Source organism: Colwellia psychrerythraea (assembly GCF_000764225.1).
In the GTDB taxonomy this organism is placed as follows: Bacteria; Pseudomonadota; Gammaproteobacteria; order Enterobacterales; family Alteromonadaceae; genus Colwellia; species Colwellia psychrerythraea_D.
Genome location: NZ_JQED01000015.1, coordinates 28,321 through 51,350, shown reverse-complemented (window position 1 = coordinate 51,350; position 23,030 = coordinate 28,321). Strand labels below are relative to the sequence as shown.

Sequence of the window (23,030 nt, the reverse complement as noted above, 5' to 3'; positions counted from 1 at the left end):
GTTATTGCTGTGTTCATTATTTACGTGCCTTTTAAATGCGTTAATTTACTTACTTTACGCTCACTTACTTTTCGACTAATAATACAGGAAAAAGTATCATTGTTTACTCGTTATCAGTAAACTTACCTTAAGACTAAGTTTACCCCTATAGAAGACCTCATTATGGCGTTGCTGTCAACCACTGATTTCCCACATCTGATAGTAAAAACTGAAGGTTTTGCCCATAAACGGATTGACCTTCATAGTCATACTAGTTGCTCCGATGGTGGTTTGTCGCCACAAACCCTGATAGATAGGGCTGCTAACTTTCAAATTGATGTTTTAGCTATCACAGATCATGATACTGTCGCTGGACTCGATATAGCGCAAAAGCATATTCAAGATAAAAATATTCCACTTAAGTTGATTGATGGCATTGAAATTTCTACCGCATGGCAAGGATTTGAAATTCATATCGTTGGCTTAAATATTGATAAGAATAATTTACAACTAACCTCATTGATTGAACAGCAGCAACAAGCAAGAGAGCAGCGTGCTATATCTATGGGAGAAAAGTTAGCAAAATGTGGTTTTACAAATATTTATGCGGATGCTAAAGCAATGGCTGGTGATGGCTCTATTACTCGAGCGCATTTTGCTAAAGTACTTCATCAACAAGGGCATGTGAGTACAATGCAACAGGCCTTTGATAAATATATTGGTAAAAAGGGCTCTAAAGGTCAGCGTGCTTACGTTAAACCAAACTGGTGCAGTATTGAAGAAGCTATTCAAGCTATACATCAAGCTGGTGGCAGTGCTGTGATGGCTCATCCAATTCGATACGATCTTTCTGCTAAGTGGTTACGGCGTTTGATTGTGCAATTTAGTGAGGCGGCAGGAGATGCTTTAGAAGTCGTCTTACCACAAATGAGCCCTGAACAAAGGCAAAAGATGTTAGCTTATTGCCAAGAATATAATTTATATGCTTCTATGGGATCAGATTTTCATTATCCGAATAAATGGAGCGATTTAGGTCGTAATCTAACCATGCCTGTGGGTGCTAAACCTGTTTGGGCTCTATGGTAAACGCGTAAAGAATAAGCATTTTATCCAACATATAATTTAACCGTTTCAACTGACAAGAAACGATCAATAAGCTTTAAAGGAAAGGAAAGGAAAGTCTCATGAGTCAGTTTTTTTATGTACATCCTGATAATCCCCAAGGCCGCTTAATGAAACAAGCGGCAGACATTATTAAACAAGGTGGTGTGATTGTTTACCCTACCGATTCAGGCTATGCGTTAGGTTGTCACTTAGGTGATAAAAAAGCATTAGAACGTATCTGCCGAATCAGAAACATAGATAAGGATCATAACTTCACCTTGGTTTGCCAAGATTTATCACAAATATCAGAATATACTCGGGTAGATAATACTGCTTATCGGTTATTGAAAAATAATACTCCAGGTGCTTACACCTTTATTTTTCGTGGTAGTAAGGAAGTCCCTAAACGATTATTAAACCCTAAAAAGAAAACCATAGGCATCAGAGTGCCTGATAATACTATCGCGCAAGCCTTGTTGACTGAACTTGCAGAGCCTATAATGTCTACTAGTTTAATTATGCCTGGCCAAGAAATGGCTGAGTATGATCCTGAGCATATTCGAGATTTGTTAGAGCATCAAGTTGATCTTATCGTCAATGGTGGATATTTAGGGGAACACCCTACCACCGTAATTGATTTTTCTAATGACAGTATTGAAATAATACGCGTAGGAGAAGGTGACCCTTCTCCATTTCAGTAACCTGAAGTAATGTGTAGAAATCTAATTGCACAATTAGAAGGTAATTGAGTCTGAACAATGAGCCAGAAGTTAGCTTCAAGGGAGCTGCTACTGACGTAACAGAGTAAAAAATAATGACGGTTGACAAGAAGAAGCAAGCAAGAAAAGACGATGCCTTAGATAAAAAATATGGCACGCGTGGTACTGAAAAAAAAGGCAGTGCGAAGAAGGGCATGAGCAAGCAAGATGTTGCAAAGAAAAAGGCTGGCAAAAAAGGTCATCACAAGAAGGAAGCTGAAAAAGTAGAAAAAGTCGATTTTCAAAAAGCATCGCATTCAGACTCAGAAAAAGTGCAAAAAGTATTAGCCCGAGCGGGTAAAGGATCTCGCCGTGAGATGGAAACCATGATCAGTGAAGGTCGTGTTAGTATCGACGGTAAAGTGGCCTTTTTAGGTGATAGGGTTACAGGTACAGAGCAAATTCGTCTTGATGGACATCATGTTAAACTTACCGCTCAAGATGAAGATATTTGTCGCGTACTTGTATATAACAAACCCGAAGGTGAAATGTGTACGCGCAAAGATCCTGAAGGAAGGCCTACTGTTTTTGACCGTCTCCCTCCTCTTGAAACAGGCCGCTGGGTGGCTGTTGGTCGTTTAGATATTAATACTTCGGGTATGTTATTGTTCACAACGGATGGTGAATTAGCAAACCGATTAATGCACCCTTCTCAAAAGGTAGAACGTGAATACGCGGTACGTGTCTTTGGTGAAATCAACGAAGCTATGTTACAAACATTACGTACGGGTGTTAAGTTAGAAGATGGTATGGCTCGTTTTCAGAAAATAACTTACCGCGGCGGAGAAGGCCGAAATCATTGGTTCCATGTTGTATTATCAGAAGGGCGTAATCGAGAAGTTCGTCGTTTATGGGAAAGCCAGGATGTACAGGTAAGCCGTCTTATCCGAGTACGTTATGGTGATATGGAAATGCAGCGACAACTACCTATGGGGGGGTGGAGAGAGTTAGCGTTAAAAGAAGTGAATTACTATCGTCAATTAGTTAATTTAGCCCCTGAAGCTGTCAGTAAAGTTAAAGTTGATGAAAAAGCGATGGATAATGCAAAAAGTCGTCGCATTCGTCGTTCAGTTAAAAAACATCAACAACGACATCAGCAAAGTACTCGTCGCCGTCATAAGTAGCCGTAATTGAAATAAAAATATGCATTATCAATTGATTGAAGATCAGAATAGCCTTAATGACTTGTGTGAGCAGCTCAGTAAATCAAAAGTGTTAGCTATAGATACAGAGTTTGTTCGTACACGAACTCTGTATGCTAAGTTAGGATTACTTCAGGTATGCGATGGAGAGCAATTAGCGCTTATTGACCCGCTAGCAATTGAGGATTTATCCCCTTTTTGGGCATTGCTCACTAATGAAAGTATCACTAAAGTGCTGCACGCATGTTCCGAAGATTTGGAAGTCTTCTTAACAGCTGGCGACTGTAAACCGGTAAACTTAATTGATAGTCAGATCATGATGTCATTTTTAGGACATGGTTTGTCGCTCGGCTACGCTGCCATGGTAAAGCACTTTACGGAGATAGAATTAGATAAATCAGAATCGCGTACAGATTGGACAAAAAGGCCGTTGACAGAAAAGCAACTGAGCTATGCGAGTGCAGATGTAGATTATTTATTTAAGATTTACCCAAAAATATTAGCTGAGATCACTCAAGCCGGCTTTTTAACTTATGCTCAGATAGAAACTCAAAGCATGATAGAAAAAAAGTTTACACCTATCAATGAAGGTGAAATGTATCTTAATATTAAAATGAATTGGCGTCTAAACCCTAAACAGTTAAATTCATTAAAGTATCTGGCAAGTTGGCGTTTTCAACAAGCCAAGAAACGTGACTTACCTATTGGTTTTGTTGCAAAAGATCATACGTTAATGGCATTAGCACAAAGTAATCCTAAGAGCGTGAGTGCTATGCTTTCGCTTGAGGGAGTTGAAATGCTCGACATTCGTCATAAAGGTAAAGCAATGTTGGCGGTTTTAGCTCAAGCAGAAAAAGCTGAAGTCAGCAGTTATCCTCAAAAAATTAATCGCTTAGACGAATACCCTGGTTACAAACAAATATTTAAAAAGGTAAAAGCATTTTTAATTACCGCAAGTGAGCAAAATGGCTTAGCGATCGAAAATGTAGCATCAAAGAAACAAATCAATCAATTTTTAACTTGGCAGTTTGACCTTAATGGCGCCAGAAATAATTCGACGAAAGTTGAGTTAATAACTGATTGGCGAAATGAGTTATTTGGCCAAGCCTTATTAGACTTTGCTCAGCAAGGCTTTGAATAACCATTTAATAACCTTCATTGCTAGGCAAAGTATCCTCTAACTTTACATTTTAGTTAACAATATTTCATTGAGTCACTATGGGGTTTCCCAAGGCTCGTGATATATTGATAGCTCAATGCTGTTTTCTCAATTATCTATAGGTCTCCATTATGCTATGCACAATTTATAAAAGTACTAGAAAAGCCCAAACTTATTTATTTGTTAATAAACGTGATGATTTCTCTTCAGTGCCTGAAGCCTTAATGAAAACATTTGGTACGCCAAACTTAGTGACGATAATTAATTTAGATACTAAAGATAAGTTAGCGATGGCTGATTTAGAAAAAGTAAAAAGCAGCTTAAATGAACAAGGATTTTATTTACAGTTACCGCCACCACAAGAAGATTTATTGAAAGAACATAAAGCGGCTATGTTAGCTAAAAAGGGACAAGGAGAGCTTTAATGAAAATTGTACTAAAAACCATCTTTCTGTCTGCCTTGATTAGTCTTGGAAGTACGAATTCTGCCATGGCGGCTAAAAAAGAACTAACAGAAGAGGGATTTGCTCATTACGTCATAAAACTAAAGGCTGAAGCATTAACTAAAGGGTTTAGCAAAGCGTTAATTGAAGAAAGTTTCGCAGAAGTAAAATTTCATAAACGTGCAGTAAAAGCCGATAGGAGTCAGCCTGAAAATATTGAAACCCTTGATACTTATCTTCCTAAGCGAGTACCAAAGTGGAAGGTAGATAAAGCCAGACTCTTGTATAAAGAACATCAAGTTTTATTAAACCAAATAGGTGAAAAGTATCAAGTTCAGCCACGTTTTATCGTCGCTTTATGGGGGCTTGAAACTAATTTCGGTAAGTTTACTGGCGGGTATAATGTCATTTCTGCTTTAGCGACATTAGCTTATGAAGGGAGGCGTGAAACCTTCTTCAAAAAACAATTAATGGCAGCATTAACTATATTAGATGAAGGCCATATTAGTAATAAAAATATGAAAGGCTCTTGGGCTGGGGCAATGGGACAAAATCAATTTATGCCAACGTCTTTTTTGAGCTACGCGGTTGACGGTGATGGCGATGGTAAAAAGGATATCTGGCAAAATCAAGCCGATGTTTTTTCGTCTATGGCAAATTACTTACAAAAAGAAGGTTGGAATGATGAACTTACTTGGGGTCGCCAAGTGAAGCTACCTAAAGATTTTGATAATACTTTAGCCATCCCGAAGAACACTGGCAGTCGTAAAAATTGGTTAAAAGCTTGGTCTAAAACTGAAAAAACATTAGCTCAATGGCAGGCATTAGGGGTGAGACGTTCAGATGGCACCAATTTACCGAATGTTGATATAAAGGCTGCGTTAGTTTTTCCTGATGATGAAAATGGTCGAGTATACCTTGCCTATGATAACTATAAGAGTTTAATGCATTGGAACTTATCCTATTATTTTGTCAGTTCAGTAGGTCATTTATCAGATCGTATTAAGTTTCCACCTATTAAGTAATAACTGAATAAAATTATTGGTCAATTCATTGACCAACCCATGAGTAAAATAAGTAGTAGTATATGATCGATAAAAACAATCAAGAAAACCCTTTTTGGCAAACTAAAACCTTAGCTGAAATGACCCGCCCTGAATGGGAGTCATTATGTGATGGTTGTGCAAAATGCTGCTTAAACAAATTTATCGATGATGAAGATACGGATGATGACTCTGAACTATTGCCGACCGATCATATAAAAGAAGGCGAGCATATTTTTTATTCTAATATTGCTTGTCATTTACTTAATGAAAAGTCTTGCCAATGCTCTAAATACGAGCAACGGACGACATTAGTGCCTGATTGTGTTCGTTTAACACAAGAGAATATTGACGCGGTATTTTTTATGCCGCCAAGCTGTACTTACCGCCGCCTCCAAGAAGGGCGTGGTATGCCATCATGGCACCCTTTACTGCATAAAGGCAAGAAGTCAGCTATGCATAAAGCAGGTATGTCTGTAAGAGGGAAAATAGTTAAAGATAATGAGGTGAGTATTGATGATTTTGAAGATCACATTGTCATTTGGCCATTAAATGATATTGATTAACTCAGCCAAACCCTAAGCTACTTTACTATGCGAGTTTCAGGGGGTAAAGAGACTCAAGCACAAGTAACTTTGGTAAAGATAGCGTAAACTTATGATGAAAAGCATCCCTCAAACGCCCTATTTAAAAGCTGAACGGCAAAGTTTGCTTTATTTACATATCGCCGTATTCCTTTTCGGTGGTACGGCACTTTTTTCTAAACTTATAGGCTTACCTGCGCTAGACATAACAGTTTATCGCACAGGGATCGCCGCTATCGCTCTGTTTTTTTTACTAACTTTACAGAAAAAGAAATTAACCTTAGCAAGCTTGAAAGATTACGGTATTGCCATTCTGTTAGGGGGAGTAGTTGGCATTCATTGGGTCACTTACTTTACTGGTATGCAAATGGCAGGGGTCACTGTCGGTATGATAGCTTTTTTTACTTACCCCGTGATAACTGTTTTTATTGAGCCCTTTTTTAATAAAAGCACGCCTAAAATAAAGGATATGGTCACCGCCTTTGTGGTCATAATCGGTATTGTATTATTAATACCAGAAATTAGTTTTGGCAATCAAATTACTGTAGGTATTGTAACTGGGGTTATTTCTGCAGTATTTTTTGCGCTACGAAATATTTTACACAAAAATTACTTTTCTCATTACTCTGGGCCTCATACCATGTTATATCAGACCCTGGTGGCCTGCTTGATGTTATGTCTGTTTGTTGAAGTTGGGCCAATGCATGTAACAGAAAGTGACTGGTTATTACTTTTGCTCGTTGGAATTGTCTTTACTGCGACACCTCACGCTTTATTTGCCTCAAGTTTACGCTGTTTATCAGCTACCACTGCCGGGTTAATTTCTTGTTTACAACCATTGTACGGTAGTGTGTTAGCAGTTATTTTGCTGCAGGAACGCCCTGACTTCTTAACAATAGTCGGAGGATTATTGGTTATTAGTGCGGCTATTTTCGAAACATGGTCAGTCAGTAAAGGAAGGCATTAGTCCGGTTTTGTTTCTTCTTTTATTGATACACTTTGTTTCGTTAAACTTTATAAAGTCAGCATACAAGTAATAATTGATAGGGGAGGTGATGTGAGTAATTTCGACACGATGAAAAAGAGCAAAGACATACTATGAACAATAGTAGTCTTTGCTAGTGATGGTTGTTAAAGAATAACTAGGGTTTCTTTGAACAAATTAGACGATTTATAAGTACTACTGCAAATGTTATTGAAAATAACGCATAAACAACAACCATCCACTGGGGCATGCTGTAATTGAAAAAGCGCCAACTTATTTCACCACAATCACCTGTCGCTTCGAATAAGAATGGTATCCAATGATGCAAAGGTGCCCAAGAAGGGAAATTAGGTACGAATTCACAACTAAAGAAAAGAGAACCGCTATTCTTTTGCATTTCAACATGCTCTAACGCAATGATTAATCCCCAAATAGCGCCAATTCCCCATAAAATATAAGCCAAAATTCTAGCGAATATATTTTGATGTCCTACAGTACCAATAGCACCAGCAGTAAAAATTGCCAAAATAGCAAGTCGCTGATATACACACATAATGCACGGCGCTAGATCTAGCACATATTGGAAATATAAGGCTGACAGCTCTAAGCACAATGCGGAGAATGCCAATAGTAACCATGGTCTTTGGCTGGTCGTTATATTACTTAAGTAATTCACAAAAATCCCTCAAAAATGTTCAATAAAAAAGCCTCTAGCAAACTAGAAGCTTTTAAGGGTAGCATGAAGAAATTATAGATTAAGTATTTCTTTGCTTTAAGCTGACATTATTAATGTAAGCAATTGATACAATCTATTAATTTATTAATAAATGCACATAAATACTAGCACCGTAACCTAGTGCAATCACTGGCGTCCATTTTAGGTGACTGAAGAAGGTATAGTAGCCTCTTGCTTGTCCCATTAAGGCAACACCCGCGGCAGAGCCTACTGATAACAAACTACCACCGACACCAGCGGTAAGTGTCACTAATAACCATTGAGTATGGTTCATATCAGGGTTCATTGTTAGTACTGCAAACATGACGGGGATGTTGTCAACAATGGCTGATAATATTCCAACTAAAATGTTGGCATTAGTTGCGCCTAATTCACCGTACATAAATTCTGAAACCATACCTAAGTAACCTAAGAAACCTAAGCCACCAACCGCTAAAATAACACCGTAGAAGAAGAATAAAGTATCCCACTCGGCTTTAGCAATTTTATCAAAAATATCAAAATCGTCTGTTCTTGTACGACCAGCAGGAACGTCTGAGGTATTAAGTTTACCTTGGCCTGATGTCTTAATGTAATAACCAAAGAATTTTAAATAGGCTAGACCTAACATCATACCAAATACCGGTGGTAAATGCAGGAAGTTATGGAATGAAACAGCAGTAATAATGGTTAGCATAAATAGACCAACAATCACTAAACCACCTGTTTTAATTGGGGTTATTTCATTTGAATCTGAACTTGGATTGCCAGCTGGTAAGAAGAACTGCATAATAAAGGCAGGAATAACAAAGTTTACAACAGATGGTAAAAATAGGTGGAAGAACTCTGTAAATTGAACAATACCTTTTTGCCATACCATTAAGGTTGTAATATCGCCAAACGGACTAAATGCACCGCCTGCGTTTGCACCTACCACAATGTTGATACAACTCATTGCGATAAACTTGGGCTCATCTTTACCTACCGCTAAGACTACAGCACACATGATTAATGCTGTGGTTAAGTTATCTGCTATTGGGGAGATAAAGAAAGCTAAAATGCCTGTAATCCAAAATAGTGCCTTGTAGCTGTAGCCTCTGTGTATTAATACATCACGAAGCGCATCAAATACATTACGCTCTAAAAGCGCATTGATATAAGTCATGGCAACTAATAAGAAGAAGAATAATTCAGCATATTCAAGGAAGTTATGGCGAATAGCTACTTCAGCGGCGTGTGGCATACCGTTAGAGCCGTAATAAGCAGCAATTAAAATCCAAATAAGACCAGCAGCAAGTAAGACAGGTTTTGACTTTCTTAAATGTAATTGCTCTTCTAAAATCACCAGCGAATAAGCTAGAACAAAAATAGCAATGGCGGTATAGCCAATCCAGTGATTGGTTAAATCAATACTCTGATGTGCTGCCTCTGAAGCAAAAGCCATGCTTGGAAAAAGCACTGCTGATAACGCCAGTAAAACGTATACAAGTGGTTTCATGTTACTCTCTAAATGGACTGTGAAGTTAGATGCTAATTTAGCGATTATTATTCGGCGTGAATTCTAGCAAATTTTTTACTTAATGACACAAAAATGCCGTTGATTTTTGTTGATTTTGTTGATATTGGCTATCAATTTGATTTATAACAAACTAAGGGCGTAGAGCTTAATTTCTTTTCACTTGTAACTTTGTGTACTTGTGCATAAATGAACTTCTGGTACAATCAGTTGACAATTTCTCCCTCTTTTCATAGATATTATTAGGTAATTATCATCAATGGTTATAAAAGCTAAAAGCCCAGCAGGATTTGCGGAACAATATATTGTTGAATCCATTTGGAATGGAGGTTTTCCACCTGGTTCTATATTACCGGCTGAACGAGAACTTTCTGAACTCATTGGGGTAACTCGAACTACACTGAGGGAAGTATTACAGCGATTGGCCAGAGATGGCTGGTTAACTATTCAGCATGGTAAACCAACTAAAGTAAATGATTTTTGGGAAACATCTAGCTTAAATATTCTGGAAACCTTAGTGCAGTTAGATCAGGATGGGATACCTGACTTAGTTGATAACTTATTATCAGCGCGCACAAATATAAGTGCTATCTATATTCGTGCAGCATTAAAAAACAACCCTAAAAAAGCGATAGAATCATTACAAGCTTATGTTGATGTTGAAGACACTGGCGAAGCATTTGCAGAATTTGATTATCAACTAAACAAAGATTTAGTGATTGCTTCAGGTAATTCAATATATTTATTAATCTTAAATGGTTTAAGTGGTCTATATTCTCGCATTGGTAACTTATATTTTGCACATCCGAAAGGTCGAGAAATATCGATAAGTTATTATAAAAAACTGATCGAGTTGGCTAAAGCCGAAAAGTTTGATGAAGCGATTTTTGCTGTGCGTCAATATGGTATTGACTCTGGTCAATTATGGAATGAACTCAAAGACGAAGTGTTAAAAGAGCTTTCTGAAGACTAGCACTAGATTTAAAGCGTAAAAATATTATCACAAAAGAAGACGATTTTAATCGTCTTCTTTTTTTTGTGGGCAACAGGCAATGACTTTATCTTCACCGTCGGAATCTTCTTGAATAATCTTAACGTCAAAATGCCACAAATAGTAAAGGTGTTTTAATACTTCGTCTTTAGAGTTACCAAGTTCAACACCATTGTGTGGTGTATACCTGAGTGTTAACGCTCTGTCTCCATCAATATTTGCATCAACTATTTGAATATTAACCTCAAGGTTGCTGAGATTATACTGGTTAGCGAGGTTATGACGGACTTTTTTATATCCTTGTTCGTTATGAATAGCACCGATCTCTACATAATTGTTATCACTGTCATCATGAATGTGAAAGAGCTTAAAGTCTCGAATTAATTTTGGTGATAGGTATTGGCTTATAAAGCTTTCGTCCTTGAAGTTTTCCATGGCAAAGTGAACAGTGTCGACCCAATTGCTTCCTGCTATTTCTGGAAAATATTCTTTGTCTTCTTCAGTTGGATGTTCGCAGATCCGTCTAATATCAATGAACATGTTAAAACCTAAAGCGTATGGGTTTATACCTGAATAATATTTGCTGTTGTACTCAGGTTGAGCGACGACATTGGTGTGACTGTGCAAGAACTCCAGCATAAACTTGTCAGTGACTAACCCTTCATCATATAAGTGATTAAGAATTGTGTAGTGCCAAAAGCAAGCCCACCCCTCATTCATTACTTGAGTTTGTTTTTGAGGATAAAAGTATTGTGATATTTTTCTTACAATCCTGACAATTTCTCTCTGCCAAGGCTGTAGTAAAGGTGCATTTTTTTCAATGAAATATAGAATGTTTTCCTGAGGCTCTTTTGGAAACTTATATTTTTTTTCATTTTCTTGTTGCTCTTTTTTAGGAACCGTACGCCAAAGTGCATTGACTTGCGACTGTAAGTACTCTGCACGCTCAGACTGTCGCTTCAGCTCTTCATCTAAAGATATTTTTTGTGGTCTTTTATATCGATCAACTCCATGGCTCATTAATGCATGACAAGCATCTAAGGTAGATTCTACCTCACTAATGCCGTATTTTTGCTCACATTGAGAGATATAGTTTTTTGCAAATAATAAATAATCGATGATAGAACTAGCATCCGTCCATGATTTAAATAAATAATTACCTTTGAAAAATGAATTGTGACCATAACAAGCATGCGCCATTACTAGTGCTTGCATAGTTAGTGTGTTTTCTTCCATAAGATAGGATATACAAGGGCTTGAATTGATGACTATTTCATAGGCTAAACCCATTTGGCCACGCTTATAGGTTTGTTCCGTTTGGATAAATTTTTTACCAAAAGTCCAATGACTATAGCCTATGGGCATGCCGACACTGGCATATGCGTCCATCATTTGTTCAGCAGTGATTACTTCTATTTGATTGGTGTAGGTGTCTAAGCGATAAAAGTCTGCAACTCGAGCAATTTCTTGCTGATATTGCCCTAGTAAATCAAAAGTCCAATCCGGCGTATCATCTAGCGGAGTAACTGTTGTTTTTGTAATTGTTTCATTTTGATAATTTGTCATCATTCACCCGTCTTTTCAGTTAAGCGGCACTTTGTGTATTTTTCTTGAAAAACTCTCTAAACACAGGATAAATATCAGCAACCGTTTTAATGTGTTGCATGGCAAAGTTAGTATGAGACTCCTCTACTTGTTGATAGTGCTTCCATAGCGTTTGGTGGGCTCGTTGGGTTATTTCGATATAACTGAAATATCGACTTTTAGGCAATATTTGATTTTCTAAAATTTCCTGACATCGGGGAGAATCGTCAGCCCAGTTATCACCATCTGATGCTTGGGCACCATAAATATTCCATTGGTTGTCATTATAGCGTTCACTAATGATGTCATTCATAAGCTCTAGAGCGCTAGATGCAATGGTCCCGCCCGTTTCTTGCGAATAGAAAAACTCATGCTCATCTACTTCTTTAGCTTGAGTATGATGCCTAATATAAATCACATCGATATTCTTATAAGTACGGCTGAGAAATAAATATAGTAAGATATAAAAGCGTTTAGCCATCTCTTTAGTTGCTTGGTCCATGGAACCTGATACATCCATTAAACAGAACATAACCGCTTTTGACGTTGGTACTGCTTGCTTGGCGTAGTTACGAAACCTTAAATCGAAAGTATCAATAAAAGGAACCTTGGCTATTTTTTCTTTTATACTTTCAATTTTGGCCATCAATTCGCGTTTTTGTTTAATATTGTCGTGTTTATCATTAATCAGTGCCAATAGCTCTTCCTCAAGCATTTTTAACTGCTTTCGTTTTGAGGATGTCATCGCTATCCTACGAGCAATTGAGCCTTGCAGGGATTTGACAATATCAATATTTGAGGCAACACCTTCTGCACAATAGCCGCTTCGAACAGTTTTATATTCAATTAACTTGTCCAATTGATTTTTTTCAAGATTAGGCAATTCCAAATCTTCAAATAAAAGGTTTAAGTACTCCTCTTTAGAAATTGAAAAAGTGAAATCATCTTCTCCCTCACCGCTATCACTTGCATCACCTTGTCCAGCGCCTTGTCCTTGCCCTTTTGGCGGACGAGGAATCCTATCTCCAGTCGAGAATTGATCGTTTCCGGGATGCACTCTATCTTTTATGCCACCATCACCTTGATGAAAGGTTGGCTCAGATAGATCTTTGTTCGGAATGACAATGCTTTCACCTGAATCAATGTCTGTCACGCCACGTTTATTGATGGCTTCAGAGACAGACTTTTTAATTTGGTTTTTATAGCGTCTTAAAAAGCGTTGACGGTTAACCGTACTTTTATTTTTACTATTAAGGCGTCTATCAATAAAGTTGGCCATATGTTCTCCTTATCTCTTTTGCTGTACATACCCGTTACCATTCAAAATGCAGGATAAAGACATTTAAAACCTATCTCAGAATATTGTGAACAATCCTTATTTCATTGTTACTTCTAAAACTAAAGTGTCATACAAGCATAAAAAATACATATTGGATGGTAATAGGTATATATCCTTCTACTTAAGAGATACGACTTAAGAGGACTTTCTAACGCGCAAATACCACTCAGACAATAAGCGAACTTGTTTTCTGGTATAGCCTTTTGTCATCATTCGTTTAACAAAATCATCATGTTTTTGTTGATCATCGGCAGATGTTTTCGCATTGAAAGAAATCACTGGTAGTAGATCCTCTGTATTGGAAAACATTTTTTTCTCAATGACAGTTCTAAGCTTTTCATAGCTCGTCCAAGCTGGATTTTTGCCATTGTTATTGGCTTTTGCCCGTAAAACGAAGTTAACAATCTCATTACGGAAGTCTTTAGGGTTACTAATGCCTGCAGGTTTTTCAATTTTTTCTAATTCATCATTGAGTGATTGTCTATCAAATAACTGACCTGTTTCAGCATCCCTATATTCTTGATCTTGAATCCAAAAATCTGCATAGGTGACATAACGATCGAAAATATTTTGTCCGTATTCAGAGTAAGACTCTAGATAAGCCGTTTGAATTTCTTTACCAATAAATTCTATGTACTCAGGTGTTAGATAACCTTTAATAAACTCTAGGTAGCGTTCAGTGATTTCTTTGGGAAGCTGTTCTCGTTCAACTTGCTGCTCTAATACGTAAAACAAGTGAACTGGGTTCGCCGCTACTTCAACACTATCGAAGTTAAATACTCGTGATAAAATTTTAAAAGCAAAGCGAGTTGATAGCCCTGACATACCTTCATCAATTCCTGCATAATCACGATATTCTTGATAGGACTTAGCTTTTGGATCGGTATCTTTAAGCGTTTCACCATCATATACACGCATTTTCGAATATATACTCGAATTAACCGGATCTTTTAAACGGGATAACACAGAGAATTGCGCAAGTATATCCAAAGTATCAGGGGCACACTGTGCAGTTTTTAATTCGCTGTGTTCAAGTAACTTCTTATAAATGTTAATTTCTTCAGACACGCGCATACAATAAGGCACTTTGACAATGTAGACACGGTCTAAAAAAGCTTCGTTATTTTTATTATTTCTGAAGGTTTGCCATTCTGATTCATTTGAATGGGCAAGCAAAATACCGTTGAAAGGCAGTGCTGAGAGGCCTTCTGTAGGATTGTAATTACCCTCTTGAGTGGCGGTCAGTAAAGGGTGCAGCACTTTAATGGGCGCTTTGAACATCTCAACAAACTCCATTAAACCTTGGTTTGCACGGCACAAAGCACCTGAGTAGCTATAAGCATCGGCATCATTTTGAGCGAAATGCTCAAGTTGTCTAATATCAACCTTACCAACGAGTGCTGAAATATCTTGGTTATTGTCATCACCTGGTTCAGTTTTAGCAATGGCAATTTGATCTAAAATTGACGGGTAAACTTTCACTACTTTAAATTTAGCAATATCACCTTTAAATTCGTGCAAACGTTTAGCAGCCCAAGGAGATATAATGTTGTTCAAATATCGACCAGGGATATTATATTCTTCTTTAAGAATTTTTCCGTCAGAATTGGCATCAAATAAACAAAAAGGGTGGTCATTTACTGGGCTGCGTTCACCATTAGCACTTAAAACATAGATGGGCTCTTGTTGCATCAAAGACTTAAGTTTTTCAGCAAGAGAAGATTTCCCCCCGCCAACAGGACCTAATAAATACAAAATTTGTTTATGTTCTTCCAGACCTTGGGATGCATGTTTTAAGTAAGAGACAATTTGCTCAATGGCTTCCTCCATACCATAAAAATCAGCAAAAGCAGGATAACGTTTGATAACTCTGTTGGAAAAAATCCGGCTCAGCCTAGGATCGGTCGCTGTATCGACCATTTCGGCTTCACCAATGGCCGTAAGTAAACGTTCTGATGCACTAGCATAAGCTAGTTTATCTTCTTTACAAATAGTTAAGAATTCTTGTAAACCAAACTCTTCTTGTTGAGCTTGCTCATAGCGCGTTTGATAATGTTGAAAAATACTCATAACTACCTCCAAAAGAATACAATGCTATCCACTAAGATAAAAATAGTAAAAGCCAGCACTTAACAGCTTGTAAAGGTAAGGTAAAAAGCACTTGCTATATTTTAAGGTTAGTTGTTCTGGCTGATTTTGCTAAGGAAATTAGTAATTAAATTGTAACTTGTATGAAAAAGCTGCACCGAGTCAACGTAGTCATTTCAATTTAATCAAAGATGCTTTGGTGCGTATTGGCATTATCAATAGGGAATTAGAAATTTTACCTGTGGAGATTAAATTATATATGGCTAAATACGGATAATTTCTGTAGACAATTAATAGGCTGTTTATAATTCTTTACACTAAGCCGCTAGCCCTAGTATAGCCTTGTTAGCCGTTAGTTATTTTTTTGTACGAATAAACGTACAACTTCTGTTACAACCGTCTTTTAAGCCTTGTTCCTAGAGGACTTTCGCTTTAATCATTTGCTCTAGATAATAGCTTTAAGACAGACATTGATTGAAAGAGAGATAACAATGACCGACAGCAAAAACCCGTTAAAATTATGTGGTATAGAATTTACTGAGTATGCAACACCAGACTCAGACTTCATGGAAAAAGCTTTTTATGGTTTTGGTTTTTCAAAAACTAAGAAAATGAAAGGGCGTGATGTTGAGTATTTTAATCAAAATGATATCCATTTTTTATTGAATAGAGAAAAAATGGGTTTCTCTAAAGAATTCGCTAAAAGTCATGGTCCTGCTATTTGCTCAATGGGATGGCGGGTAGAAGATGCTGACTTTGCTTTTAATGAAGCAGTTAAACGTGGAGCGAAATCGGCTGAAAATGAAGTCAATAAACTTCCTTACCCTGCTATTTATGGTATTGGTGATAGCCTTATCTACTTTATCGAGAACTTTGCAGAAACAGGCACGAATAAAGGTTTGATTTATGATACTGACTTCGAAGATATTGCTGAGCCTGTGCTGGTAGAAGATAAAGGCTTTTTAGCCGTTGATCATCTAACAAATAATGTTTATCAAGGCACTATGCACAAATGGGCTGACTTTTATAAAGAGGTCTTTGGTTTTACTGAAGTTAGATACTTTGATATTAAAGGGGTTAAAACTGCATTAATCTCATATGCACTTCAATCTCCTTGTGGAAAGTTCTGTATCCCTATCAATGAAGGTAAGGGTAATAAAGATAATCAAATTGATGAATACTTAAGTGAATATAACGGTCCTGGTGTACAACATTTAGCGTTTATTACCGATGATCTTGTTGGCTCTCTTGATAAACTAGACCGCTCAATTGTCGATACTCTAAATATTGTTCCTGAGTACTACGATGAAATTTTTGATCGCGTACCTTGGGTAAAAGAAGATAAAGAGCGTATTAGAGAGCACCAAATTTTAGTGGATAGCCAAAGTGAAAACTCTTATTTACTTCAAATATTTACTAAAAATTTATTTGGTCCAATCTTTATAGAAATGATTCAACGTGTTAATGATCAAGGGTTTGGAGAAGGTAATTTTTCAACTCTTTTTAAATCAATTGAATTAAATCAGATAGAACGTGGCGTTTTATAAATAAGCGGTTCAAATTTCGTAAATTAAAAAGCCAACAAGCTCGATGAGTTTGTTGGCTTTTTTGTTATTTGGAATTAAATTTGTTAAATCAGTATTACTTTGGAAATCAGCACTTATTTACCTGTAGCTGATACGTTTAAGTCTTTTAAAATACCATCGTGTAAGTTGTACACTACGCCATGCACAGTTGTATCTTGGTTATTTTTCCATGCATTGACTAAGGTGGTGGTATTACAGATATTGGCAACTTGCTCGATAACATTAAGCTCACACAGTAAGTTTATCCGTTCTTTTTCATCAGTAAGTTTGTCCATTTCTTCTTTATGGAAACGGTAAACATCTTCTATGTGGCGTAACCAGTTATCTATTAATCCATGACTCTTATTATCAAGTGCTGCACTTATACCGCCACAACCATAATGACCACAAACAATAATATGTTGTACTTTCAATACATCAACAGCATATTGAATAACGGATAAACAATTTAAGTCAGTATGAATCACTTGGTTAGCAATGTTACGGTGTACAAAAACTTCACCCGGATCCATATTTAGCAACGCGTTTGCAGGTACTCTGGAGTCTGAACAACCTATCCATAAATATTTTGGTGATTGTTGTTCAGATAGAGCCTTAAAGAAATTAGGATCTTCTTTAGTAATTTTTTCTGCCCATTGTTTATTATTATCGAACAGGTGTTGGATTTTTGTCATAAGTTAAGTCCACATTGAGTCGTTAAATTCATGACATTTTATGTCATAGAAAAGGTAAGTAAAAGTAATTATTTGTAATGCTAGTGTCTTAGTACTCATACTAGATGAAGATACAGATTTCGGCTGGAATCATTAAGAATTTAGCTAAAAGTAATTGGTATGGTTTTATGCCACTAATAGTCCTGAAACTCTTAACTTCTCGCAGCTTAGCTATAGTATACTTGGCTATAATATAACAACGACAAAGATAACCTTGAAGGTAAAAAACTATGGCGAGCGCATGTGCCCTGCATATTTTAGTAAAAACGGAAAAACAAGCGAAGGAATTGAAAGCACAACTTGATAACGGCGCTAATTTTGGAGTGCTTGCCAAGAAGCATTCACTTTGTCCGTCAAAGAAAAAAGGTGGTGATTTAGGTGAGTTCCGTCGTGGTCAAATGGTCAAAGCATTTGATGATGTTGTTTTTAAAAGGCCTATATTAAAAGTACATGGTCCGATAAAAACCAAGTTTGGTTACCATTTAATAAAAACACTCTATCGAAGTTAATTAATAAGTATGAGCATTTGCTATTTTTTCTGTTGATCTTTCTCTTCTTTGTCTAGTTCTTCATTACGCTTTTTAATATCTGCTAGTTGCTCTGCAGTTAAATTAAATTTATGTGCGGACTTTTTTAGTACTAAGATGCCGCCAACAATAATACCTATTGCAAGGGCTGTAATAATTATGGCTGTAATTGACATAAGCTATTAATCCTTATTATAAAGTTGGTGAAAATACTCACTAAATACCAGTTTTAGTTTAGCTGCTAAACTTGTAGATAATATAGCACAACAAATTATTTACCCTGCCTATGGTAGGTTTCAATAAAATGGAGTGCGATATACTTTCTTATGGGAAATTTAAGTAGCGTTTATTGTTCATTTTCCTGATTACGCAATTTAGCTAATTTTTGTAATTGTTTAGACTGCTCATGCAAGCTGTTTCGTACTAAGGTTTCTCTGTCTTCTTCTCGAATAAAATGAAAAGTAACTTTGTGCGTAAAAGTTTCGTTGGCTGATTCAACCTCGATAACTTCACCATAACAATAGATAGCACAATGACTTTCGAGCAAGAAAATTTTAAGTTCGAGTAATTGGCCAGCGTTAAATGCCTTAGGTGCAATAAATTTAATACCGCCGCCACCAAACTTTACTCCTTGATACCTATGCTGCAATTCGTCTTGCTGGCTAAGAATATAGCCAATAAGCAAGTCAATTTTTTTTGATTGTTGGTTAAGAAAACCAACAAGCTGAGAAGCGCTATTACCCAAACCTTGCAAGGATCGTAATGCAGATTGATCTATAGAATTCATATCTGTAGCCAGTTTAAATGGCATAGGCATATTGGAAACAAAATTGTCAAAATTGCAATCTTCAGTGTTATCAATAGCCATTATATTAACTGAGAAATCATGTTCAATGGCAAAGAACTCGTCATATTGTGCTAACTTTTGCTCAAGAGAAAGAGGGCTCATGTTGTTTATTTCCATGTAGAAAGGGGGCTTATATAAATTGACCGAAGCATATTATTTAGTGCCGTAATAGATAATTGTAACTAACAATATCTCAGCAGCTATTTATCTCAGACAATTAGATACCCGCTCGATTTGCATATGTAGTTTCAGAGTTACGCTAAGAGATCGGAGCAAGGCGCGAAAGGTTCATCTCCAACGTTATTTATTTAGACAATAGAACAACTATTATCCTCAATCAATGCCTTGGACATGACCCTTTCTCGATTTGCTGAAACCTACATCTACAAGTGGAGAGGGTATAATGACTATGTTATGCTACAGAACAATCTAAATCAGTTCCAGATAAAATAATAATACCTCAATGTTTCAACCTATTAGTATCTTCATCGGGCTACGCTATAGCCGTAGTAAAAGCCACACGGGCTTTGTTTCTTTTATCACCTTTTTTTCCACTGTGGGTATATTATTGGGTGTGGCTGCGCTTATCACTGTTGTCTCTGTAATGAATGGTTTTGAAGGTGAATTAAAGAAACGAATATTAGGTATTGTACCGCACGTCATTGTGAGTGATTTTAACGGGAAAGGTCACAGCATAGAACAAAAGCAACCTTGGCAAAATTTACGAGAAGACTTACTGACTCAACCCCATGTGCTTCGAGTGACACCTTTTCTTGAAAGTGAAGCTTTGATCCAATCATCTAAAGGGCTTCAAGGTGTATTGGTCCAAGGTATTATGCCTAAATATGAACAAGAAAATATCATCAGTACTCATATGGTGTCTGGCAGTTTGGAAAGCCTGTCGACACAACGCTATTCCTTAGTTTTGGGGCAGTCGTTAGCCAATAAATTGCAAGTTTCACTTGGTGATGAAGTTCGCTTGGTATTACCCAATAAAAGTGTTTTTACTCCTATGGGGCGCATTCCAGTACAACGGGTATTCACAGTAGCGGGAATTTTTCACATTGGCTCACAAGTCGATGATGCCATGGTTTATGTGGCTAGCCAATATGGCGCAAAATTGCTAAGGCGCTCGGGTGATGGTATTGATAAATTACGGCTGTATTTAGACGATGCATTTAATGCCAAAACGGTAGTGAAAAATATTGCACAAAATCAACATAAGTTGAAGCAAAGTAAATCACTTGATTCTGCTGTTTTTAGTACATGGAATGAAAGCCAAGGAGCACTCTTTTCAGCAGTGAAAATGGAAAAAAACATGATGTGGTTAATGTTAAGTTTAATTATTGCTGTTGCTGCTTTTAATATTGTCTCTGCGTTAGTGATGGTTGTTGTTGAAAAACAAGCGGAAATAGGAATATTACAAACACTAGGCTTAGCGCGTATGGAGGTTATTAAGATTTTTATCACCCAGGGTATGGTGAATGGCTTATGGGGAGTTAGTTTGGGGGGACTTTTAGGGGTGATCCTGGCACTCAATTTGAATAATATCCTGTTAGTTGTCGGTGCTAATTTATTTGGTTTAGGTATGCAGGACTTACCTGTAAAACTTGAGTGGTTTGATGTGCTAACTATTATTTTATCGGCACTCGCAATGAGCTTTCTCGCGACACTTTATCCGGCATACCAAGCCTCAACTACACAGCCAGCTCAGGTACTAAGAAATGAATAAGGCCAAAATTAATGAGTAAAGTATTACAGTGTTGTCATCTATCTAAGTCATATAGACAAGGTGACATTGAAACTAAGGTGTTAAACGACTTAGAGCTGAGTGTTGAAAAAGGAGAACTACTCGCTGTTGTTGGCAGCTCAGGCTGTGGAAAAAGCACTTTCTTACACCTCACAGGCGCTTTAGATTCGCCAAGTTCAGGAACAGTACTTATTAATGATGTAGATATTCATCAGTTATCAGATAAAGACAGAGCAAAGTTTAGAAATGAACATATTGGTTTTATCTATCAATTTCATCACTTGATGATGGAATTCAGTGCGCAAGAAAATGTCGCTATGCCGTTAATGATCCGCGGTGAAAAACCTAAGGATGCATTATTGGCAGCTAAAGAAATGCTTGATCAAGTAGGCTTGTCTCATAGAATTGATTACCGGCCTTCACAATTATCTGGTGGGGAGCGTCAACGGGTGGCGATTGCTCGTGCTTTAGTAACTAAACCCTCTTTGGTTTTAGCTGATGAACCGACAGGGAATTTAGACAGCGATACCGCAGAACAAATTTATCAATTAATACGTAGCTTAAATGATAGCGTAAATACTAGCTTTGTGATCGTAACTCATGATCTAGCTTTAGCTAGCCGTATGGACAGACAAGTGAAATTGGTTCAAGGACAATTATTACCACTAACAGTTAAATACGATACTGCAGCTTTGCATGAGCCTTTGACTAGCGTTGAAGAAAATAATACAGAGGTTAGTGAACGCCATGTTTAAGCCGTTAAGTATTTTTTTGGGCTGGCGTTATGTTCGAAGTCGACATGGAAATGGTTTTTCAGCATTTATCTCAGCTTCTTCAACTATTGGTATTGCTTTAGGTGTCACTGTACTGATAGTGGTACTTAGCGCTATGAATGGTTTTGAACGTGAATTATCTCAAAAGCTATTGTCAATCATACCTCATGTTGAACTTGTGAGTGTCAATGAGCCGATAAAAGGCTGGGAAAAAAGAATTGATAAACTGCAAACAGAATCATCAGTTATTGCTGCAGCACCTGTTATTAAAATGACAGGAATGCTACAACATGGCTTAAAACTTAAAGCAGTTGAAGTTCGCGGTGTAGATGTAAGTCTGGAAAAACAAGTATCAAGCATTGACGATTATATCATTGCAGGGGAGTGGCAAACACTAAAAAACTCAAAGCCGAATGAAAATACCATTGTTATTGGAAGTGGTGTCGCAGCAAAATTATCAGTGGCACTTGGTGATAAAATACAACTTTTATTACCTCCTCCAACAGGAAACAATGATGTAAAGCAAGTGTTCTCTGCGCCAATCACTCGGCAAGTGGAAGTGGTAGGTATTTTTAAATTTGGCGGTACTGTCGATGAAACCTTAGCTTACATTCCACTTTCCCTAGCCAGTAATGTCATGGGTTATGATAAGGATGAAACACAAAGTATACGGTTAAAAATTACTGACGTTTTTTCTGCACCTAAAATAGCTCGACAAGTAGCGTATAATTTTGACCACTACGTTTATATCAATAACTGGACTCGCACCCAAGGACACTTGTTTAATGATATTCAACTTGTACGTATGGTGATGTTTATTGTCTTGGTTTTAGTGATAGGTGTAGCGAGCTTTAATATCGTTTCAACTTTAATAATGGCGGTTAATGAAAAACAAGGTGATATTGCTATTTTAAAAACCATGGGAGCAAGTTCAAGTACCATTATGTTTGCTTTTATTGCACAGGGTTTGGTTAATGGTGTCCTTGGCAGTTTATTAGGAGCTTTATGCGGTGTTTATTTAGCGTTAAATCTTACGGATATTATTAGTGCGCTAGAGCAGCTGATGGGGATTACCTTTTTGTCTGGCGATGTTTACTTTATTAACTATTTACCAAGTGTTTTACAGCCTAATGATGTTTATATCACTGTTATTACTGCACTTATGATGAGCCTTTTAGCAACGTTATACCCAGCATGGCGAGCGACTAAAATTGAGCCAGCACAAGTACTAGGCCAACTATAATTTTAATCTATTCTATTGTAGTTGAATGCTGCTTAGTTAAAAAACAAAAATAAAGGCAAAAAAAAGCCCGCAAACAAAGTGCGGGCCAACTATAACATCAAGTTGATATAAGGAAATTACATTCCAAGAAACATGTCAGAGAGAAAAGATAGAAAGCTATC

Annotated in this window: 22 protein-coding genes; 14 read left to right on the top strand and 8 right to left on the bottom strand. The window is 37.1% G+C overall.

Features of this window, described 5'->3' with window-relative positions; all coding sequences use genetic code 11:
• The first annotated feature begins 162 nt into the window (after positions 1–162).
• The 8 genes from rnm (at position 163) to ND2E_RS14355 (ending at position 7,179) form a co-directional block, all read left to right on the top strand.
• Positions 163–1,065, top strand: coding sequence for an RNase RNM (gene rnm, locus ND2E_RS14320; protein WP_033093197.1), 903 nt, complete (start codon positions 163–165; stop codon positions 1,063–1,065).
• Positions 1,066–1,163: 98 nt separating this feature from the next.
• On the top strand, positions 1,164–1,784 hold the full coding sequence (locus ND2E_RS14325; protein ID WP_033093196.1) for an L-threonylcarbamoyladenylate synthase: 621 nt from the start codon (positions 1,164–1,166) through the stop codon (positions 1,782–1,784).
• A gap of 113 nt (positions 1,785–1,897) precedes the next feature.
• Entirely contained in the window at positions 1,898–2,965 is a 1,068-nt protein-coding gene (gene rluB, locus ND2E_RS14330) for a 23S rRNA pseudouridine(2605) synthase RluB (protein ID WP_033093195.1), read from the top strand.
• Between the two features lie 19 nt (positions 2,966–2,984).
• Entirely contained in the window at positions 2,985–4,124 is a 1,140-nt protein-coding gene (gene rnd / locus ND2E_RS14335) for a ribonuclease D (protein WP_033093194.1), read from the top strand.
• A gap of 149 nt (positions 4,125–4,273) precedes the next feature.
• The gene (locus ND2E_RS14340) at positions 4,274–4,567 is read left to right on the top strand and encodes a YcgL domain-containing protein (RefSeq protein WP_033093193.1); all 294 of its coding nucleotides are present in this window, start codon (positions 4,274–4,276) and stop codon (positions 4,565–4,567) included.
• A complete protein-coding gene (locus tag ND2E_RS14345; RefSeq protein ID WP_033093192.1) occupies positions 4,567–5,610 on the top strand; it encodes a lytic murein transglycosylase in 1,044 nt (347 codons plus the stop codon). The genes ND2E_RS14340 and ND2E_RS14345 overlap by 1 nt, the downstream gene beginning before the upstream one ends.
• 62 nt (positions 5,611–5,672) lie before the next feature.
• Positions 5,673–6,194, top strand: coding sequence for a YcgN family cysteine cluster protein (locus ND2E_RS14350; protein ID WP_033093191.1), 522 nt, complete (start codon positions 5,673–5,675; stop codon positions 6,192–6,194).
• A 91-nt stretch (positions 6,195–6,285) separates the two neighbouring features.
• On the top strand, positions 6,286–7,179 hold the full coding sequence (locus ND2E_RS14355; protein ID WP_033093190.1) for a DMT family transporter: 894 nt from the start codon (positions 6,286–6,288) through the stop codon (positions 7,177–7,179).
• 175 nt (positions 7,180–7,354) lie between these two features.
• On the opposite strand, the gene dsbB is transcribed toward ND2E_RS14355, so the two are convergent.
• Both dsbB and nhaD read right to left on the bottom strand, forming a co-directional pair.
• Positions 7,355–7,873 (bottom strand): disulfide bond formation protein DsbB, encoded by a 519-nt coding sequence (gene dsbB, locus ND2E_RS14360; protein WP_033093189.1) that lies wholly within the window; start codon positions 7,871–7,873, stop codon positions 7,355–7,357.
• Between the two features lie 136 nt (positions 7,874–8,009).
• Positions 8,010–9,410, bottom strand: a complete 1,401-nt coding sequence (nhaD, locus tag ND2E_RS14365; protein ID WP_033093188.1) for a sodium:proton antiporter NhaD — start codon at positions 9,408–9,410, stop codon at positions 8,010–8,012.
• 277 nt (positions 9,411–9,687) lie between these two features.
• Here nhaD and fadR point away from each other — a divergent pair, with 277 nt between their 5' ends.
• Entirely contained in the window at positions 9,688–10,401 is a 714-nt protein-coding gene (gene fadR, locus ND2E_RS14370) for a fatty acid metabolism transcriptional regulator FadR (protein WP_033093187.1), read from the top strand.
• Positions 10,402–10,446: 45 nt separating this feature from the next.
• On the opposite strand, the gene ND2E_RS14375 is transcribed toward fadR, so the two are convergent.
• The 3 genes from ND2E_RS14375 to ND2E_RS14385 all read right to left on the bottom strand — a co-directional run bounded on the left by ND2E_RS14375 (position 10,447) and on the right by ND2E_RS14385 (position 15,412).
• Complete coding sequence (locus ND2E_RS14375; protein WP_052056419.1) at positions 10,447–11,985, bottom strand: SpoVR family protein; 1,539 nt, start codon at positions 11,983–11,985, stop codon at positions 10,447–10,449.
• Between the two features lie 19 nt (positions 11,986–12,004).
• Positions 12,005–13,282, bottom strand: coding sequence for a YeaH/YhbH family protein (locus ND2E_RS14380; RefSeq protein WP_033093186.1), 1,278 nt, complete (start codon positions 13,280–13,282; stop codon positions 12,005–12,007).
• A gap of 195 nt (positions 13,283–13,477) precedes the next feature.
• Complete coding sequence (locus tag ND2E_RS14385) at positions 13,478–15,412, bottom strand: PrkA family serine protein kinase (RefSeq protein ID WP_033093185.1); 1,935 nt, start codon at positions 15,410–15,412, stop codon at positions 13,478–13,480.
• 509 nt (positions 15,413–15,921) lie between these two features.
• Here ND2E_RS14385 and hppD point away from each other — a divergent pair.
• The gene (gene hppD / locus ND2E_RS14390; protein ID WP_033093184.1) at positions 15,922–16,977 is read left to right on the top strand and encodes a 4-hydroxyphenylpyruvate dioxygenase; all 1,056 of its coding nucleotides are present in this window, start codon (positions 15,922–15,924) and stop codon (positions 16,975–16,977) included.
• A 113-nt stretch (positions 16,978–17,090) separates the two neighbouring features.
• Here the strand turns inward: hppD and can are convergent, their stop codons facing one another.
• Complete coding sequence (gene can / locus ND2E_RS14395) at positions 17,091–17,690, bottom strand: carbonate dehydratase (RefSeq protein WP_033093183.1); 600 nt, start codon at positions 17,688–17,690, stop codon at positions 17,091–17,093.
• A gap of 269 nt (positions 17,691–17,959) precedes the next feature.
• On the opposite strand from can, the gene ppiC reads away from it, so the two are divergent.
• Positions 17,960–18,238, top strand: coding sequence for a peptidylprolyl isomerase PpiC (gene ppiC, locus ND2E_RS14400; protein WP_033093182.1), 279 nt, complete (start codon positions 17,960–17,962; stop codon positions 18,236–18,238).
• 20 nt (positions 18,239–18,258) lie between these two features.
• Here ppiC and ND2E_RS22655 read toward each other — a convergent pair whose 3' ends face one another.
• The gene (locus ND2E_RS22655; RefSeq protein WP_081962000.1) at positions 18,259–18,432 is read right to left on the bottom strand and encodes a DUF2897 family protein; all 174 of its coding nucleotides are present in this window, start codon (positions 18,430–18,432) and stop codon (positions 18,259–18,261) included.
• A gap of 170 nt (positions 18,433–18,602) precedes the next feature.
• Positions 18,603–19,205 (bottom strand): PilZ domain-containing protein, encoded by a 603-nt coding sequence (locus tag ND2E_RS14405; RefSeq protein WP_033093181.1) that lies wholly within the window; start codon positions 19,203–19,205, stop codon positions 18,603–18,605.
• Between the two features lie 361 nt (positions 19,206–19,566).
• Between ND2E_RS14405 and ND2E_RS14410 the strand changes: the two genes are divergently transcribed.
• From ND2E_RS14410 to lolE, 3 genes are read left to right on the top strand one after another with little or no spacing between them, the layout of a single operon-like run.
• Positions 19,567–20,835: a lipoprotein-releasing ABC transporter permease subunit gene (locus tag ND2E_RS14410; RefSeq protein WP_033093180.1), complete on the top strand. Its 1,269-nt coding sequence runs from the start codon at positions 19,567–19,569 to the stop codon at positions 20,833–20,835.
• 11 nt (positions 20,836–20,846) lie between these two features.
• Entirely contained in the window at positions 20,847–21,608 is a 762-nt protein-coding gene (gene lolD / locus ND2E_RS14415; protein ID WP_033093179.1) for a lipoprotein-releasing ABC transporter ATP-binding protein LolD, read from the top strand.
• Entirely contained in the window at positions 21,601–22,869 is a 1,269-nt protein-coding gene (gene lolE / locus ND2E_RS14420) for a lipoprotein-releasing ABC transporter permease subunit LolE (protein ID WP_033093178.1), read from the top strand. The genes lolD and lolE overlap by 8 nt, the downstream gene beginning before the upstream one ends.
• The last annotated feature ends 161 nt before the right edge of the window (positions 22,870–23,030 follow it).

What these genes read in the sequence shown, in the direction of transcription:
- lolE (WP_033093178.1), top strand. Translation starts at nt 21,601, where the DNA reads ATGTTTAAGCCGTTAAGTATTTTTTTGGGCTGGCGTTATGTTCGAAGT.
- ND2E_RS14340 (WP_033093193.1), top strand. Translation starts at nt 4,274, where the DNA reads ATGCTATGCACAATTTATAAAAGTACTAGAAAAGCCCAAACTTATTTA.
- nhaD (WP_033093188.1), bottom strand. Translation starts at nt 9,410, where the DNA reads ATGAAACCACTTGTATACGTTTTACTGGCGTTATCAGCAGTGCTTTTT.
- lolD (WP_033093179.1), top strand. Translation starts at nt 20,847, where the DNA reads ATGAGTAAAGTATTACAGTGTTGTCATCTATCTAAGTCATATAGACAA.
- ND2E_RS22655 (WP_081962000.1), bottom strand. Translation starts at nt 18,432, where the DNA reads ATGTCAATTACAGCCATAATTATTACAGCCCTTGCAATAGGTATTATT.
- ND2E_RS14375 (WP_052056419.1), bottom strand. Translation starts at nt 11,985, where the DNA reads ATGACAAATTATCAAAATGAAACAATTACAAAAACAACAGTTACTCCG.
- fadR (WP_033093187.1), top strand. Translation starts at nt 9,688, where the DNA reads ATGGTTATAAAAGCTAAAAGCCCAGCAGGATTTGCGGAACAATATATT.
- ND2E_RS14350 (WP_033093191.1), top strand. Translation starts at nt 5,673, where the DNA reads ATGATCGATAAAAACAATCAAGAAAACCCTTTTTGGCAAACTAAAACC.
- ND2E_RS14405 (WP_033093181.1), bottom strand. Translation starts at nt 19,205, where the DNA reads ATGAGCCCTCTTTCTCTTGAGCAAAAGTTAGCACAATATGACGAGTTC.
- ND2E_RS14345 (WP_033093192.1), top strand. Translation starts at nt 4,567, where the DNA reads ATGAAAATTGTACTAAAAACCATCTTTCTGTCTGCCTTGATTAGTCTT.
- ND2E_RS14355 (WP_033093190.1), top strand. Translation starts at nt 6,286, where the DNA reads ATGATGAAAAGCATCCCTCAAACGCCCTATTTAAAAGCTGAACGGCAA.
- rnd (WP_033093194.1), top strand. Translation starts at nt 2,985, where the DNA reads ATGCATTATCAATTGATTGAAGATCAGAATAGCCTTAATGACTTGTGT.
- can (WP_033093183.1), bottom strand. Translation starts at nt 17,690, where the DNA reads ATGACAAAAATCCAACACCTGTTCGATAATAATAAACAATGGGCAGAA.
- ND2E_RS14325 (WP_033093196.1), top strand. Translation starts at nt 1,164, where the DNA reads ATGAGTCAGTTTTTTTATGTACATCCTGATAATCCCCAAGGCCGCTTA.
- ND2E_RS14410 (WP_033093180.1), top strand. Translation starts at nt 19,567, where the DNA reads ATGTTTCAACCTATTAGTATCTTCATCGGGCTACGCTATAGCCGTAGT.
- ppiC (WP_033093182.1), top strand. Translation starts at nt 17,960, where the DNA reads ATGGCGAGCGCATGTGCCCTGCATATTTTAGTAAAAACGGAAAAACAA.
- hppD (WP_033093184.1), top strand. Translation starts at nt 15,922, where the DNA reads ATGACCGACAGCAAAAACCCGTTAAAATTATGTGGTATAGAATTTACT.
- ND2E_RS14385 (WP_033093185.1), bottom strand. Translation starts at nt 15,412, where the DNA reads ATGAGTATTTTTCAACATTATCAAACGCGCTATGAGCAAGCTCAACAA.
- ND2E_RS14380 (WP_033093186.1), bottom strand. Translation starts at nt 13,282, where the DNA reads ATGGCCAACTTTATTGATAGACGCCTTAATAGTAAAAATAAAAGTACG.
- rnm (WP_033093197.1), top strand. Translation starts at nt 163, where the DNA reads ATGGCGTTGCTGTCAACCACTGATTTCCCACATCTGATAGTAAAAACT.
- rluB (WP_033093195.1), top strand. Translation starts at nt 1,898, where the DNA reads ATGACGGTTGACAAGAAGAAGCAAGCAAGAAAAGACGATGCCTTAGAT.